The sequence below is a fragment of the Mycoplasma collis ATCC 35278 genome (assembly GCF_000701825.1).
In the GTDB taxonomy this organism is placed as follows: Bacteria; Bacillota_I; Bacilli_A; order Mycoplasmatales; family Metamycoplasmataceae; genus Mesomycoplasma_A; species Mesomycoplasma_A collis.
The window spans coordinates 26,779-43,772 of record NZ_JNJY01000001.1 but is presented as its reverse complement, the minus strand read 5'-3'; the positions used below and the strand labels follow the sequence as shown (position 1 = coordinate 43,772).

17 protein-coding genes are annotated in these 16,994 nt (G+C 22.7%); 16 read left to right on the top strand and 1 reads right to left on the bottom strand.

Annotated elements, in window-relative coordinates:
- The first annotated feature begins 52 nt into the window (after positions 1–52).
- The 12 genes from T403_RS0100185 to T403_RS0100130 all read left to right on the top strand — a co-directional run bounded on the left by T403_RS0100185 (position 53) and on the right by T403_RS0100130 (position 13,045).
- Positions 53–1,459 carry an MFS transporter gene (locus T403_RS0100185; RefSeq protein ID WP_033160805.1) on the top strand — a complete coding sequence of 469 codons (1,407 nt, stop codon included), beginning with the start codon at positions 53–55 and terminating at the stop codon, positions 1,457–1,459.
- The gene (locus T403_RS0100180) at positions 1,452–2,168 is read left to right on the top strand and encodes a glycerophosphodiester phosphodiesterase family protein (RefSeq protein WP_033160804.1); all 717 of its coding nucleotides are present in this window, start codon (positions 1,452–1,454) and stop codon (positions 2,166–2,168) included. The genes T403_RS0100185 and T403_RS0100180 overlap by 8 nt, the downstream gene beginning before the upstream one ends.
- Positions 2,169–2,288: 120 nt before the next feature.
- Positions 2,289–2,927 carry a Holliday junction branch migration protein RuvA gene (ruvA, locus tag T403_RS0100175; protein ID WP_033160803.1) on the top strand — a complete coding sequence of 213 codons (639 nt, stop codon included), beginning with the start codon at positions 2,289–2,291 and terminating at the stop codon, positions 2,925–2,927.
- Complete coding sequence (gene ruvB, locus T403_RS0100170; RefSeq protein WP_033160802.1) at positions 2,899–3,861, top strand: Holliday junction branch migration DNA helicase RuvB; 963 nt, start codon at positions 2,899–2,901, stop codon at positions 3,859–3,861. The genes ruvA and ruvB overlap by 29 nt, the downstream gene beginning before the upstream one ends.
- A gap of 72 nt (positions 3,862–3,933) precedes the next feature.
- Positions 3,934–6,555 carry a protein translocase subunit SecDF gene (gene secDF / locus T403_RS0100165; RefSeq protein ID WP_033160801.1) on the top strand — a complete coding sequence of 874 codons (2,622 nt, stop codon included), beginning with the start codon at positions 3,934–3,936 and terminating at the stop codon, positions 6,553–6,555.
- Between the two features lie 17 nt (positions 6,556–6,572).
- Positions 6,573–7,802: a histidine--tRNA ligase gene (gene hisS, locus T403_RS0100160; RefSeq protein ID WP_033160800.1), complete on the top strand. Its 1,230-nt coding sequence runs from the start codon at positions 6,573–6,575 to the stop codon at positions 7,800–7,802.
- Positions 7,803–7,812: 10 nt separating this feature from the next.
- Positions 7,813–9,522 carry an aspartate--tRNA ligase gene (aspS, locus tag T403_RS0100155; RefSeq protein ID WP_033160799.1) on the top strand — a complete coding sequence of 570 codons (1,710 nt, stop codon included), beginning with the start codon at positions 7,813–7,815 and terminating at the stop codon, positions 9,520–9,522.
- 107 nt (positions 9,523–9,629) lie between these two features.
- Positions 9,630–9,965, top strand: coding sequence for an MG284/MPN403 family protein (locus T403_RS0100150; RefSeq protein ID WP_051619010.1), 336 nt, complete (start codon positions 9,630–9,632; stop codon positions 9,963–9,965).
- Complete coding sequence (locus T403_RS0100145; RefSeq protein WP_033160798.1) at positions 9,958–11,142, top strand: MHO_1580 family protein; 1,185 nt, start codon at positions 9,958–9,960, stop codon at positions 11,140–11,142. Before T403_RS0100150 ends, T403_RS0100145 begins: the two co-directional genes overlap by 8 nt.
- Positions 11,135–11,629: an MHO_1590 family protein gene (locus tag T403_RS0100140; protein WP_169734592.1), complete on the top strand. Its 495-nt coding sequence runs from the start codon at positions 11,135–11,137 to the stop codon at positions 11,627–11,629. Before T403_RS0100145 ends, T403_RS0100140 begins: the two co-directional genes overlap by 8 nt.
- Before the next feature lie 8 nt (positions 11,630–11,637).
- On the top strand, positions 11,638–11,856 hold the full coding sequence (locus T403_RS0100135; RefSeq protein ID WP_033160797.1) for a phosphopantetheine-binding protein: 219 nt from the start codon (positions 11,638–11,640) through the stop codon (positions 11,854–11,856).
- Complete coding sequence (locus T403_RS0100130; RefSeq protein WP_084273821.1) at positions 11,849–13,045, top strand: Y-family DNA polymerase; 1,197 nt, start codon at positions 11,849–11,851, stop codon at positions 13,043–13,045. The genes T403_RS0100135 and T403_RS0100130 overlap by 8 nt, the downstream gene beginning before the upstream one ends.
- Positions 13,046–13,096: 51 nt before the next feature.
- Here the strand turns inward: T403_RS0100130 and T403_RS0100125 are convergent, their stop codons facing one another.
- Positions 13,097–13,762: a hypothetical protein gene (locus T403_RS0100125; RefSeq protein WP_033160795.1), complete on the bottom strand. Its 666-nt coding sequence runs from the start codon at positions 13,760–13,762 to the stop codon at positions 13,097–13,099.
- 120 nt (positions 13,763–13,882) lie between these two features.
- Between T403_RS0100125 and pyrH the strand changes: the two genes are divergently transcribed.
- Genes pyrH through T403_RS0100105 form a run of 4 tightly spaced genes read left to right on the top strand, consistent with a single transcriptional unit; the run spans position 13,883 to position 16,993 of the window.
- Complete coding sequence (gene pyrH / locus T403_RS0100120) at positions 13,883–14,599, top strand: UMP kinase (protein ID WP_033160881.1); 717 nt, start codon at positions 13,883–13,885, stop codon at positions 14,597–14,599.
- Positions 14,599–15,150 (top strand): ribosome recycling factor, encoded by a 552-nt coding sequence (frr, locus tag T403_RS0100115; protein WP_033160794.1) that lies wholly within the window; start codon positions 14,599–14,601, stop codon positions 15,148–15,150. The genes pyrH and frr overlap by 1 nt, the downstream gene beginning before the upstream one ends.
- Positions 15,150–16,064, top strand: coding sequence for a phosphatidate cytidylyltransferase (locus tag T403_RS04190; RefSeq protein WP_051619008.1), 915 nt, complete (start codon positions 15,150–15,152; stop codon positions 16,062–16,064). Before frr ends, T403_RS04190 begins: the two co-directional genes overlap by 1 nt.
- Before the next feature lie 11 nt (positions 16,065–16,075).
- On the top strand, positions 16,076–16,993 hold the full coding sequence (locus T403_RS0100105) for a Cof-type HAD-IIB family hydrolase (RefSeq protein WP_033160793.1): 918 nt from the start codon (positions 16,076–16,078) through the stop codon (positions 16,991–16,993).
- Position 16,994: the final 1 nt, after the last annotated feature.

Genomic DNA, 16,994 nt, shown 5'->3' with positions numbered 1-16,994 from the left:
TTTGGCCAAATCTTTAATTCTACATCATATCAACTTAAAAAACAAGGAAAAAATGAAATTTTTTAAATCTATATTTGAAAAAATAACGCCAAAACAACTTTTTATTTTGGTGATTTTAGCTGCAGCTGATGTTTTTGTTATTGCAGCGCCTTATTATATTAAAAACATCATCCCTAATTTACATACATATTTAAATATTAAAGAAGATGATATTGCTAAATTAACTGCTATTATTGGTTGAGTAACTTTAGCAACACAACTTCCTGGCGGCTTTTTAGCTAATAAATTTAGATCGAAATATTTATTAGCACTAGCTACTTTATCAACTGGTTTAATTACTATTTGATTTGCTGTAAATATTTTAAAATCGCAAGAAATTAGTCCTGATTCATTATTATTACAATATAAAATAATGTTTGGACTATGAGGAATTTCTTCAACATTAATCTTTTGAACTCCACTTTGAAAATTAGTTTCACAACAAACATCGAAAGAAAATCAAGGTTTAGCATATGGAATACAAGGGGTTGCTAATGGGGTTATTGGGTTTGTTTTAGTTTTCCTTTTAGGACTTTTAATAACAACAGCATGAGCTCCAAAAGCAAATAATTCACCAATCCCATTTGCTACATACGCCTTTTTAGTTGCTATCTTTTTAATCATTACAACTGTTTTAGTTGTAGTTTACGTGCCTGAAAAATTCACTAAATCCACTGAAAGTTTTTCAATGGAAAAAGTTAAGAAAAATATTATTCATATTTTTAAAGCAATGTCAAATTGAAAATTGTGAATGTTATCATTCTTTTTATTAGGAATGTATACTTTCCAATCTGTTTTTGCTTTTTACCTTTTACAAATGATTCAAAATGCCTTTTTAGCTCCTGTTATTTTAGTAACGATTTTAGGAGGATTTAGAACTTATGCAATGAGAGTTGCTATATCTGGTTTTGCTGGAAGAATAGCGGATAAATTTAAATCTTACGTTTTATTCTTAATTATTGTTTTAGGAATTGGTATTGCCCTTATTGCAGTTATGATTTTTCTACCTTTTGCCGCAAATAAAGCTGGTGAACAAAATATTTTCTTAATAGTAATAAGTTCAATTATCTTTATTTTAATGGGGCTATTATCATGAATAATGGTAACTTTAAGATATGTTCAAGTTGGAGAAACTAAAATTGAAAAATCATCATATGCATCATCAATTGGTATTTTAAGTTTTATTGGATTTAGTTCTGATGCTTGACTATATGAAATAGCTGCTTATGTAGGGAAAAAATATACAGAACCTGGTACTACCAACACATCAATTCAAGGTTATCAAATAATTATCGCCATTTCTTTAGCTATTGCTTTTGTGGGATTGATTGCAGGTGCTATTGTCTTTATCGCTAATACTATTGAGCTTAAAAAATTAGGTAAAACAAACTATCGTTGAAGAGAATTAGAGAATGCCTAAACAATTATTATTAGCTCATAGAGGATATATGGCTATCGCTCCAGAAAATACAGATTTAGCTTTTGAAGCAGCTAATTTATTTGGCTTTGATGGAGTAGAATTAGATGTTCATTTAACTATGGATGAACACCTTGTTATTATCCACGATGAAACTACCAATAGAACAGCACTAACTAAAAATACTATTGCTAAAACTAATTTAAAAAAATTACAAGACGATGATCATGGAAAATTTTTTAATTTAAAAGTACCAAAGCAAACAATTTTAACTCTTGAAGAATTTTTAGATAAATATTTAAAAGTTTTTAGCTTTATTAATGTAGAAATAAAAACAGATGTTTATCATTATCCAAATATTGAAAATAAAATATTAGAATTATCAAAAAAATATTCACAAGAATTTTTTGATAAAATAATTTTTTCATCTTTTAATTTTAAAACACTAGAAATAATGAAAAAATTAGACTCAAGGTTTAAATTAGCATTTTTATTTTGAAAGATAACTGAATTTAATAAAGTAAATAGCAAAAAAATAGAAGAAATATGCGACTATTTAAATCCATGAATTGATATTTATGACAAAATGAAAGAAAAGTTAGATAAATTTAATAAACCTTATTTACTTTGAACAATCAAATCTAAAAAAAATTATGAAAAATATTTAAAAGATAAAAAAGTATTTGCTCAAATATCTAATTATAAATATTAATTTATTTTGAAAATCAGAAATTTAATAATCAAATTTCTGATTTTTTTTTAAATATTTTTCCTATATTTTTTCATTTTTCTGAATTTTTTTCAAAAAAAAATATTATTGCTTGGAGGTGTTATGGAAATTTATAAAATAGGAAAAATTGTTTCCAAGAACAAAAATTATGTTATTTTAGATAAAAATGGTACAGGATATATTATTTATGTATCGGATACAAATATATATAACAAAGGAGAAAATAGAAAAATATATGTTTATAACTGAGAAAATGATTATTCAAAAATAACTTATGGTTTTGATAATATGCGTGAAAGAATTTTATTTGAAGATCTTTTATCAATTAATGGAATAGGTCCGAAAATTGCAATGTCATTTATTGGAGAAGGTTGAGAAACTTGTTCATTGTTAATTTCTGAAGGTAACGAAGAAAAAATTGCTAAAATTCCTTATATAAATAATAAAATTGCAAAACAAATTATTTTCCAATTTCAAAATAAATATATTAGGGTTTTACAAAACTATTCCAAAAATATAATAACTGGTAATGAATTAGATAATAGCATAAATGTAACAAAACATAATTTAGAAGATAAAATAGCTTTTGAATTAAAAGATACGTTAAAAATATTAGGATTTAAAACAAAACAAATAGATTATGCAATTTCTACAATAAAACCTAATGAAAATTTTGAATTACTTGTAGAAGAAGCGATTAAAATAATTTCAAATGCAAGAGAATTTAGAAATCAGACCTAAAAATTTTAATGAATTTATTGGTCAAAATAAAATTTTACAAACGTTAAAAGTTTTAATACATTCAGCAGAAAAAAGAAAACAATCATTAGATCATATTTTGTTATATGGCCCGCCTGGCTTAGGTAAAACAACACTAGCAAAAATAATTTCAGCAGAATTTAATAAACCTATTAAATTTGTTCAAGGCTCATTAATCGAAAAAAAATCAGATATTTTAACAATTTTTGCTTCTATTCAAAAAGATAATATTATTTTTATTGATGAAATTCATTCAATAAATAAAAACATTGAAGAATTATTTTACACTGCTATGGAAGAAAATGTTATTGATGTTCAAATAGGTCCTGAAGGCGAAGCTAAAATTATGAGAATGAAATTGCCTTCTTTTACAATTTTTGGGGCTACAACAAAATTCGATAGAATATCTCAGCCACTTAAAGATCGTTTTGGGTATGTAGGAAAATTAAATTTTTACAATAAAAACGAAATGATAAAAATTTTTGAAAATGCAATTAATAAATTAAATTTAAAAATTGACTCTTCGTTAATAGAATATTTGGTGAGCTTTGCAAATAATACACCAAGAATAGCTATAAACATCATTAAAAGAATTAGAGATTTTTCTATTTATGAAAACATTAAAATAATTGAAAAAGATTTAATTGACAAAACTTTAGAAAGTATTGGGATATATATGCATGGCTTAAGTAATATGCATCTTGAATACATAAAATTACTTTCTAATATTTTTAGAGATAAATCAACTTCCTTAAATGTTATATCTGGTATTTTAAAAGAATCTAAAGAAAACATCATAAATAATATTGAACCAAAATTACTAGAATTAAATTTAATTGAAAAAACAAGTAAAGGAAGAAAAATTACTCATAAAGGCAAAGATTATCTTAAAAGTATAAAAACGGAAACTAATTAACGTAAAATATGGTTATTATATAATTTATATAACATTATTTTTAATTTTTATATTATAATTTAAAATTAAATTATGTTTAAAACTTTTATTAAGAATATTTTTAGAGCGAAAAATTGAAAAAGATGATTAATTCTCTTTTTCACTTTTTCTTTTGCGATAATTTCAATATCTTTTGGCTCAAAATATTACATTTCCCAAAATATTAATAAATCTATTGAATATGGTGGAGGTGCTGAAGTTTTAATTCAAGTCACTGATTCTGAAAAAAGTGAAACAAATAAAATTGATGATGCCAAACTTAAAAGAATTGATAAAGCTACTTTTGAACGTCTATCAGGTAGTGCAGGTTTGAATGGAACAAGAGTTTCTAATGAAGGTGATGGTAAGATTAGAGTTTCTAGAAGTGGAATTGAAACTAATGAACAATTAAACTTATTTATTAATGAAATTGTTTCCAAACAAAGAATAATTTTAACTGATAATCAAGGTAATCCTATATTTAAAAATGGGAAATTTGATAATAGCATTAAAATTGACTTTTCAAATAAAAATGAAATTGAAGAACTTGATGAAGCTATATATGTTCCACCTTTTAAACAAGGATCAGCGCAAGATCAGCTGGATTCTAATGGTCAGCAACAAATTAAAATTGAATTAGCTGATAAAAATGCACAAAGAGAATGATCTAAAGCAACCGAATATATTTTGGGTTTAACAAACAACAACGTTATTTTAATTTGACAAAATTATAAAGAATATTTATTAAAAGCATTTAATGAATTCCCGGATGAATGACAAAATGCTAATTTTAAACCATTAAATTTTGCATATGTTGGTGAGAAAAGTGAAATTGAATTCAAACCAAACGCAGAAAATAGAAACACACCTTTAATTCCTACATTAAAAACTCATCAATTTGATGCAAAAAAATATTTAATTTCATCGGCGCAAGTAAATAGCATTCTTTCAGATTCTTCTTTTGTAATCCAAGGAAATTTTAAAGCACCAGAAGCAAAGCAATTAGCTTCAAATATTAATTTTGGAATTGATGATTATTCACTTAGATTTTTATCTTCTTCATTTGTAGAAAAAGAGTTGGGTGATAATTCGTTTAATCTAGCTTTAATAGCGGGAATGATTTCAATTATCATCATTGCTATTTTTATGATTGTTAATTATGGATTGCTTGGTGTATTAACAACTATTTCACTGAGTTTATATATATTTTTAACCTTGTTATTTTTTACAGTTGTAAGAGGAGAATATTCACCTTCTTCAATAGCTGCGCTAATTATAGGGGTAGGGATGTCGGTTGATGCAAATATTATTTCATTTGAAAGGTTTAAAAAAGAAATTTTTAATAAATCTAGTATAGTCAAGGCTAATGCGCAATCGAATAAGTTTTCATTTTTTACAATAATTGATTCAAATATTACAACTTTATTAGTTGCAATTGTTTTATTTTTCTTTGGTACAAAAGAAATTAAAGCATTTTCAATTACTTTGATGTTTTCAATTTTATTTACATTGTTAATGATGTTGTTCTTTACAAGATTTTTATCTAATTTATTATTAAAAACAGGTGTTTTTGAAAAAAAACTTTGATTATTAGGAATAAATAGTAAGTACATTGAAAAATACTCTAAAGGTTATATAAGTTATTGAGAAAGGCCAAACTATAATAGCAAAATTAAATACTATAGTTATGGGATTATTGCTTTTATAGCTATCGCTTTAATAACTTTTGTCGTTTTTTGAATAATAAACAAAAAAATTTCAGCTGGTTTTCAATTATCATTAGAATTTAGTGGTGGAACTAACATTTCTATTAGTGCTAACAATTTAGATCAAGGTGGAATAACACTTGATAAAGCTAATGAAATTAAACAATTTTTAATAAATGAAAAATTAATTGATAATGTTAATGATATTTATGTAAATAAATCTGACAGTATAAATGATTTTTATAATGTTACAATTAAAACACAAAAAGATATTACTAATGATTTAAATTTAATAAATGATAAATTAATTAATCAATTTAGTAATATTAAAACCACTAACTATAGTATTTCGTCAATTGAAGCACAAAATTTAACAAATAATGCAATTATTTCAATTGTTATTGCGTTGTTTATTGTTTCTTTATATATTTTAATTAGAATGAAATGAACTTTTTCAATTGCAGCTATATTTTCATTAACTTTAAATGTGATAATAGTTATTTTATTCTTCGCTATAACAAGACTTACTATTTCTCCGATATTTATTGCAGGAATTCTTTCAGTTATTGGTTATTCAGTCAATGATACAATAGTTGTATTTGATCGTATTAAAGAGTTGTTGAAAAGAAATGAGTATAAAAAATATCATACTAAAGATGATCTTAAAAAAATTGTAACAACTACTATAAAAGAAACAATAAAAAGGTCTGTTTATACTTCTTTAACTACAGTAATCATTATTGTTATTTTGATGTTTTTCAAAGATTCAACAAACATTTTCTTTAATGTTTCACTTTTTGTTGGTATTGTATTTGGAACATTTTCATCATTGTTTATCGCAACAAATGTTTGATTATTTTTTGAAACTTTAAGAAATAAATGAAAAAAATCTAGAATTGATAACAAATATTGAAATGTTCAAAAAATTAATGAGCAAACTTTTATTAATATTAACGATTTTAAAGATTAAATCCAAAGGAATAAAAAATGTATTTTAAAGTTAAAGGTACTCGTGATTTTTTTAAAGCGGATGCAATACTTTTTGAAAAAATAAAAAATATTTTTTTTAAAAAAGCGAATATTTATAATTCAAGTTTAATTGAAACTCCTATTTTTGAATATTATAATCTTTTTTCTCGTACATCAGGTGAGCAATCAGATATTGTTAATAAAGAAATGTATAGTTTTAAAGATAAAGGTGATAGACTCATAGCTCTTCGCCCAGAAGGAACAGCCCCAGTAGCAAGAGCTATTATTGAAAATAAATTGTATTTAACTAATCAAAAATTTCATTATTTTGGTCCACAATTTCGTTATGAAAGGCCGCAAAAAGGAAGATTTAGACAATTTTATCAAGCTGGAATTGAATTTTTATCCCCAAAAAATATTTATTTAGATTTTGAAGTTTTACATTTTGCAGTTAATTTTTTAAAAGATTTAAAAATTGATGGTTATACGCTAAAAATAAATTACTTAGGTTCTAAAGAAGAAAAGCTTTTATATATAAATATTTTAAAAAAATATTTCACTAATTTTAAAGATCAATTATCCGATATTTCTTTAGAAAGAATTGAAAAAAATCCACTTAGAATATTAGATGATAAAGTAGAACAAGATAAAGAATTTGTAAAAAATGCACCTAAAATTATTGAGGTTTTAAGTGATGAATCGAAAGATTATTTTAATAAATTAACTAATTTATTGAAAGAAAATAACATTAAATTTGAAATAGATTATTCACTTGTTCGCGGCCTTGATTATTACAATGATCTTGTTTTTGAATTTGTTTCTCAATCAAAAGCATTAGGAACAAAAACCACACTAATTGGTGGCGGTAGATATAATCATTTATTTCAAGAACTTGGTGGCCCTGAAATTTCTGCCATTGGTTTTGCAATTGGAATTGATCGAATTTTAGAAATAATTAAATACAATTCAAATATTTTAATCAATGAATATATTGATTATTATGTGGGTATAATAAACGAAAATGAATATGAATTACTTTTAAAAGTTATAAATAAGTTAAGAGATTTAAATTATAAAGTAGAATTTAATAAGAAAAATTTAAGTCCTAAAAAAATATTTGAACAAGCTAAAAAAAATAATGCAAAAAATATAATATTTATTGAAAAAAATCAAAATTCCTTTGAATTCACAGTAAAAAATCTAATTAATGGCAAAAAAGAAGTTTTCACATTAGAAAAAATAAATTAAAATAGGTGGAATGATGAAAAAAATTAATAACAATCAATTACGTTTGGAAGATACTGGCAAAAAAGTTGTTTTATATGGATGAGTTCATAATTTAAGAAAATTTAAGAACTTAATTTTTTTAGATCTAAGAGATAGGTGAGGTATAACTCAAGTTGTTTTTAATCCTGAAATTTTAAAATTATCTTTAGCTAAAGAATATGTAATCAAAGTAGAAGGTATAGTAACTGAGAGAAAAAGTTATAACAATAATATCGATACAGGACAAATAGAAATAATAGCTGAAAAAATTGATATTTTTTCAAAAGCTAAAGAACTTCCATTTGAAATTGACGATGATATTAATGTAGCTGAAGAAACTAGATTAAAATATCGTTTTTTAGATTTAAGAAGAAATAAAATCAAAAACAATATTATTTTCAAACATAATGTTTTTAAACACTTAAGAAATTTTTTAGATGAAAATGATTTTATTGATATTGAAACACCTATTTTATCCAAATCAACCCCTGAAGGGGCTAGAGATTTTTTAGTTCCAACTAGAAAAAAAGGCCAGTTTTTTGCTCTGCCTCAATCACCACAATTATTTAAACAAATATTAATGATTTCTGGTTTTGAAAAATATTATCAATTTGCAAAAGTATTTCGTGATGAAGATTTAAGAAAAGATCGCCAATTCGAATTTTATCAATTAGATTTAGAGTTGTCTTTTGTTGATGAAAAAGATATTCAAGATTTTATTGAAAAAATGATGAACTATTTATTTAATAAATTAGGTTTAAAAATAGATACACCTTTTATAAGAATTAATTATGATGATGCAATTGAAGAATATGGTAGTGATAAACCAGATTTGAGATTTGAAAATAAATTAATTAATGCTAACGAATTAAACGATAAAAATGAATTTTTATTTTCTCAAACTACAACAAAAGCATTATTTTTAGAAAATATTGAAATTACTAAACAAAATTTTAAACATCTAGATGAAATTGTAAGAAAAAATAAAGCTAATAGACTTTTATATTTAATTGTGCAAAATGGGCAAATTATCTCTAGTTCCTTTAAATTACAGTCCTTTTCAAAAATAAATCATTTTATTTTACAAAATAAATTTAAATCAGGTACTTTATTTATTATAAATGATGAATACGGCAATACTTGTCAAGGACTAGGTTCATTAAGAGTTGAATTAAATAATATGTTTGATTTAGTTGGTGAAAATAAAGATTTATATAAATTTGCTTGAATTGTTAATTGACCTATGTATGAATATGACGCTGTGACTAATAAATATAGCGCTGCACACCATCCATTTACTATGTTTCAAGAAGAGTCACTAAAATTTTATAAAGATAATCCAGCTTTAGCCAAAGCTAAAGCTTATGATTTAGTATTAAATGGATTTGAAATTGCTGGGGGTTCTATAAGAATTAATGATTCTGAAATTCAAAAATCAATGTTCGAAATTATAAATATGGATGAAAAAACAATTAATTCACAGTTTGGTTTCTTTTTAAAAGCTTTAGAATATGGCGTTCCCCCTCATGGCGGAATTGCTTTTGGTTTGGATCGTTTAATCATGATTTTAACTAATTCAGAATCTATAAGAGATGTTATTCCTTTCCCTGTTAATTCAAAAGGAGCTAATTTAATTATAGAATCCCCATCTGAAGTTACTGAAGAACAACTTGATGAATATTTTTTAGAAATCAAAAATTAAATAATTAAATTTTCAAAATAATTAATAGGAAAAATCTTTTTCCTATTTTTTTTTATTTTTTTGATTTATACATTCATATTTTCTATTAATAATTAACAGGAGGAAAAATGAAAAATCAAAAAATGCTTTCTTACATAGAAAAAAGAAATTTTGTAGCAAGTTTATATGTTATGCATAAAAAAATAAAATTTAGTCAATCTCTAGAATTAAATCTAGGAGAAAAAATTGGCAAAAGCACTCCACCATCTATGCTTAGAGATATAAAACAAGAATCTACATTTGAAAAAATTATAAAATTATTAGAACCTGAATATGTTTATGTTATTAAAAAAGAATTTATTGAAAATGATAAAAACTGATTTAAAGATCGTTGATCAAAAACAACATATTATAAAACAATGAATAAAGCTTTAGATAGATTTTTATTTTATTTATATGGTTAATGTTCCTATTGTAGTAAATAATCAAGAATTACAATCTGAAAAAAATATTGTTTTTAGTGATTCAGATTTTAAAAAAGAAATAATTTTTAAGTTTGATAATTTTAATAGTCATAAGAACTTTATTGAAATAAAAAGATATTTAAAATCAGATGCTTTTTCAATCAAAATCACCCATTTTACTAAATTAGAAAAATTTATAAAAATAAATATTTACATAAATGATCAATTAATTGAATATAAGGTTATAAATAAAATTCCTAATGATGGTTATGGAGTTTTTGTATTCCCTTTTTCACACTTAAAAAAAGAATTTTCAGAAATTAAAAATATAAAAATAATTGCTAGTGAAGTTGAATTAGATGATAAAAATCAGGAAATCTCAGACAACATAGTTATTCAAACTAATTTAACAAAAATAAAAAATTTTAACAAAATAGTTGAATTCGACGCTCATAAACCTATTGAGTTTAAAACTGTTAAAGTTATTAGAATAGAAAGTAATAATAAATTGTCAGAATATTATGAAAGTGAATATGAAAAAAAATATTACAATAATATTTATTTTTTTCCAAGAAAATTAATCAACGGTTTACATAATGAAGTTTTGTTTGATGTAGCAACAAATAATGATATTTATCCTAATGAAATTTTTGATAAAGATTTTGATTTAAAAGCTTTTAATTTAACTGATATTCCAATTGAAAATAATGAAAAATTAAAATTAAATTTTGAAAAAGTAAGCAATTACAACAATAATCTGGTTATAAACGGTAAAAAAATTATTGGACAAATTAAAATTGTAGATTTCACTTATTACGATATATTAAAACAAAAAACCATAAATGAAAATAATATTTATTCAAAAAATGGCTTTTTAATTCCGTATAATTTTCAAGGTTTGTTAAAATTAAAAAGCGAAATATTTTTAAATAATGAATTTAAAAATATTTTTTTAAATTATAGTCAAAAAATCGAAAAACCTTTTTTAGATAAAAATAATGGGATAGTAAAATTACATCTAACATCATACAAAAACAAAGAATTAAATGAAATAGATCATTATTTATTGGAGAATAAAAAATTAGATTTTATCTTAAATGATAATATTGATATCAATGGTTTAAAAACATTATATAAAAAAGAAGAATTTGAAGAAAATAGTGATGATAATGAGTAATTTTTTCAAAAAAATTAGTTCTTTTTTTAAATCTAAAAAAAATTTATTAATAATTTTTATATCTTTCTTTTTTGTCATTTCAGCTTCGAGTATTAGTTTTTATTTTTTTTATTGGAAACCAAGTGGTGAAATAAGCTCAAATAATAATAAAGATAATAAAAAACAATTAGATCCTAATAAATTAGATGATAAAAGTGAATTAATAAACAATATCTCAAATTATTCGGAAGATGAAATTTTTCCTGAAATAAATGAAAGATATTATTATGATTATATAGAAATTGAAAGCGGAAAAGGAATTTTAAATGAAAAATTTGTAACTTTTTTCGTAAAAGACATTATAAGAAGAAGAGGTGTTCAATTTGGAGATATAAAATTTGATTATAAAATATTTGACGATCAAAATTTAAAAGTAGAATTTGTCTGAATTTATGAAGATGAAAAAGTTTATAAAAATTATTATTTTCATATTGAACATAGTGTATAATTTTTTTTATGAAAAAAATTGTTTTTGATGAAATAAAAAAGCTAACTAGTAAAAAATTCGATGAAAATTCTCTGATTTCTAATTTAGATATCGATTCACTTGATTTATTACAATTGATTACTGAAATTGAAAATAAATTAAATATCTATATTTCAGATGAAGAATTACTAGAAATTAAAACTATTTCTGACGTAATTAAAATTTTAGAATCTAAAAAAAATAATTAAATTTATTAAGACTATCAAAAAAAAAGTTATAGCACATATAGATATTGATTCATTTTTTGTTTCAGCGGAAAGAAAATTAAATCCCAAATTAGAAAACAAACCAATTGTTATTGCATCTAAAAGAAAAAATGCAATTAGTATTTCATCATCATATGAAGTAAAAAAAATGAATATACCAACTGTTTATCCAGTGGAAATTTTATTAAAAAAATTCCCTGATTTAGTAGTTATTAATCCTCATATGAATTTATATTTAGATGAATCAGAAAATTTTTTTAATTTTTTAAAAAAAAATATAACTAAAAAAATTGAAAAATTTTCTATAGATGAATGTTTTTTAGATTTAACTAATTTTTCTAAAAAATTTTCATCAAAAAAAAATATGGCGCTTTTTATTCAGAACGAAATAAAAAAAAATTTAAATTTGCCAATTTCTATAGGAATTTCATACAATAAAATTTTAGCTAAACTTGCAACTAATTATGCTAAACCTTTTGGAATTAAAATTTTTGAAAAAGAAGATTTAGCTAATGAAATAAGTGGACTAGATATTAGTTCAATAAACGGAATTGGGAAAAAATATTTAATAAAATTAAATAATAATTCCATTTTTAAAATTAAAGATTTTATAATTTTTTGCAAAAACAATAAAAAACTAGATAAAAATTTATTTAACATTTGTAATAATTTTATTTCTAAAGGTGATGATAAAATTATCGAAGAAGAAAAAAATCCTAAAATAATTTCAAGACAATATACTTTAGAATATGAAGAAAATCAAAATAAAGAAAAACTTCTAAGTATACTTAAATTATTAACATTAGATATTAGCAACAAAATGCAAAAAAAATTAATGGCATCTAATACATTTTTTTTGAATTTATTGTTTTTTGATAACGAAGAAACAAGTAAAAAAATAAAATTTTCAACCAATATAAGGGATTTTGATTTTTTTTACAATAAAGTTTCAATTCTTTTTGAAGAAATTTGAAATAAAAAAAATATAAAAAGAATAACAGTAGGTTTTTTAAATCTTACTTCATTAAATAATCAAAAAGATTTGTTTGATTTAAATAATGATAGTGATAAAATTTCAAATATAATTAAATTAATTAATATAAAACTTAAAAATAAAAGTTTAACAACACTTAAAGATTTAAAAAACGTTAAAAATAAAAATAAATTATAATTTTTAAAACCCCAAGTTAAATAAAATTTTTAACTCGGGGTTTTAAAATGATTAATTTTTTATTTTTTTTCTTTTTTTAGAATTTGTAAAAATAATAACAATCTGAATTAAATATAAAACCATAGCGATAATCTGTACTATTAAAATATAAATAATAGATGCTGAAAAATTGCCAATTAAAAATCAGAAAATCTCTCATAAAAAGTTTATAAAAAATCCTAAAAAAAGCATACCAGATGATATTCCTATAACATTTCATTTATATATGCTTTTTATTGTTTGTGGTAAAAAAGCGAACGAAGTTCCACTTACTGCTAAAATAGAAAATAATAAACTCATTCATTCTTTTGCTTGTAAATCTTTAATCAAAGCAACTATATCAAAAACTGTCACACTTGATGAAAGCATAGTCGATAAAAATGTAAAAATAAAAAAGTTTTTCTTTTCCTTTCTATTTTTTAAAATAAAAATTATTGTTAGTTGTAATATTCAAAAAGATAAAATATTTGAAACAACTACATTAATTGCTTTTTCAACAAAAGTAGATCCAAAAATGCTTCATAAAACAATTGAAAAATATAAAATATAAAAACCTAATAAATTAATAGTGTTTATTTTATGTTTTCAAACTTTATATAATTGAGGTAAACCGAATAATATCGTCAAAATAGCAGCCATTCATCCAATTATTTGCGTCACTATTTCTGTTGCCATCATAAACCTACCTTTAAAATAATAATTATATACTTATTTTTAAGCAAAAAAAGCGTTTTTTTATATATTGTGCTAAAATTTAAAATAATAAAATTTAAGAAAGAAATTATAAATAAAAAAAATATGAATTATAAAAAAATATTATTAAAATTATCTGGTGAAAGTTTAGCTAATAAAAAAGAAAGTCTAGCAATTGATTATAATTTAATAAAAAATATTGCTCATCAATTAAAAAAAATAATTGAATTAAAGGTAAAAGTTGCAATAGTTGTTGGTGGCGGTAATTTTTGAAGAGGAGTTTCCGCTGAAAAAAATGGTTTAGGTAGAAATAGAGCTGATTATATTGGAATGTTGGCAACCGTAATGAATGGGTTAGCTTTACAATCAGTTTTCCAACAGGAAGGTTTAAATGCAAGAGTTCTTTCATCAATAAGTATTGATAAAAGAGTTTCAGAGTATTACATTAAAGAAAAAAGTGATAAATATTTAAAAAATAATGATATATTAATTTTTGTCGGCGGGACAGGACGTCCATTTTTTACAACTGATACAGCGGCAACTTTATATGCTTCAGAAATGAAAGTTGATGTTATCTTAGCTGGTAAAAATGGGGTTGATGGAGTTTATGATAAAGATCCTAATATTTTTTCTGATGCAAAGAGATATGATGTAATCTCATTTGATGAAGTAATAAGAAAAAATTTAAAAGTAATGGATTCAACTTCAATTTCAATGGCTAGAGATAATAATATCGATATTTTAGTTTTTGATATTAACGAAGATAATTCAATTTTAAAAGCAATAGAAGGAAAAATAAAACATACAAAGGTGACTAAATAATGGAATTAGAATTATATTTAATAGAAATAGAAGAAAAATCTATTAAAGTTTTTAAACATTTTGAAAAAGAATTAGCAAAAATTTCAACAGGTAGAGCAAATCCACAAATTGTATCATATATAAAAATAAATTATTATGATTCGATGACACCTATTGAACAACTAGCATCAATTTCTATTCCTCAACCTACACAAATTTTGATCAAACCATTTGATCAAAATATTGTAAAAGAAATTTATTCAACAATATTAACGCAAAATTTATCAGTTCAAACTGTTAATGAAGGTTCGCAAATAAGATTGACATTTCCACCTTTAACAACAGAAAGAAGAAAAGAACTTGTAAAAAGTTTATCTAAAATTATTGAAGATGCAAAAGTCGGAATTAGAGCAATCAGACAAGAAATAAATAAAAATATTAAAAAAGATGAAGAACTGAATGAAGATAGCGAAAAACAATATTTAAATAAAATTCAAGAATTAATAAATAAAAAAATAGATAAAATTAACGAAATTGCAGCAAACAAAGAAAAAGATTTAATGACAATTTAATGAAAAATTTTTTTTATAATTTAAATACAACAAGCAAAAGAATTATAATAGCATTAATAATTTTAGCTTTTTTTATCCCGATTTTTACACTTCCTTTTTATGGTGGATTTTTTGGGAAAATTATATTTTCTACATTTTGCATTTTGTTTTGTATATATGGAATTTTTGAAATAGTAAGGCATTTGGAAAAAAATAAAATCTTAGTATTTATATTTTCGTTTTTACCAATAATTATTTTTTTTGTTAAAAAAGATAATATCTTAGAATTTTCAAAAAATAGTCAAAGTTTCAAAAATTTTGTTCAATATTTAAAATTTGATTACATAGAATTTTTAACACTAATTTTATACACACTTTCAATTAATTTTTTATTTTTTATTTTCAAAAATAAAAATCAAATAAAAAAAATAAAATTATTTTTAATTTTAAATTTTGCTATTTTATTTATCCCTATATCTGCAAAATTTTTAATTTTAACCACACTTTATAAAACAGAATTAGCTTTTTTATTTATTTTTCTTTCAGCAATTAGTGATACTTTTGGTTATTTTGGCGGAAAATTTTTTGGTAATAAATTTATTAAACAAAAACTTGCTCCAAAAATTTCACCTAAAAAAACATGAGAAGGTTTTATTTTTTCATATTTAGGGAGTTTTAGTTTTATATTTTTTATTTTGTTTTTTAGCCCAATTTTTAATGATATCAATAATAAAAATATTTATATTTGAATTTTTGTTTTTATCCTTCCTATAATTTCTGTTGTGGGCGATCTTGCTTTTTCTTATATTAAAAGAAAATTAAAAATAAAAGATTTTTCAAATTTATTTAGTAATCATGGCGGCTTATTAGATCGCTTTGATTCAACATTATTCATATTTTTTGCTGCTAATATATTATTTATATTAATAGCATAAAAAGGAGAGAAATGAAAAAAAGTAAAAAACCCCAATATTTATTTGCGCTTGATTTAGATGGAACGGTTTTATCCAATTCAGCAACAGGGGAAATTCACCCCGAAACAATAGAAGCTATTAAATTAGCAAAAGAACAAGGGCATATAATTTGTATAGTAACTGGTCGTCCTTGAAGATCTAGCAAACCTATTTATGATTTATTAGAATTAGATACAGTAATTGGTAACTATAATGGAGCACATATCCACAATCCCAAAGATGAATTTTTTATCCCAAGAATTAAATATTTAAATTTAAATGAAATGTTATACATACTTGGTGATAAAAAAATTAAAAAAGAAATTTCTAACGTTGCAATCGAAGGTCCGGGTTGAGTTCAACTTAAAAAAAGAGATAGCGATATTGAAAAAGTTTTTGGATTTAATGAATTACCTAAATTTAAAGTAGGTTTAAATTTAAATAAAATACCTTTAAAACCAACAGGAATAGTATTTGATGTTAAACCAACAACTGATGTTTATGAATTAAAAACATATTTAGAATCTAAGTATGGTGATTTAGGAGAATTTTCTTCTTGATCAAAAGGGGAAGGGTTAACCCCGGTTTTTGATATTACATCTGTTGGGGTTAATAAAGCAAAAGTCATTTCTTTATTAATGAGATATTATCATATTGAAAGAGAAAATACAATTAGTATTGGTGATGGTTTTAATGATGTTACTATGTTTTCAGTCACAAATATAGCTGTCGCAATGGCTAATAGCGATGCTAGAGTTAAAAGAACAGCAACTGTCGTATTGAAAAAATCTAATAAAGATGGCGGTGTTGGTTATTATATTAAAAAGTTTTTAAAAGCCCCTGAAAAAGAAATAGCAAAAAGCTTAAAAATTAGACAAGCTAGAGATAATAAAGAAGCATCTATAACTTAAA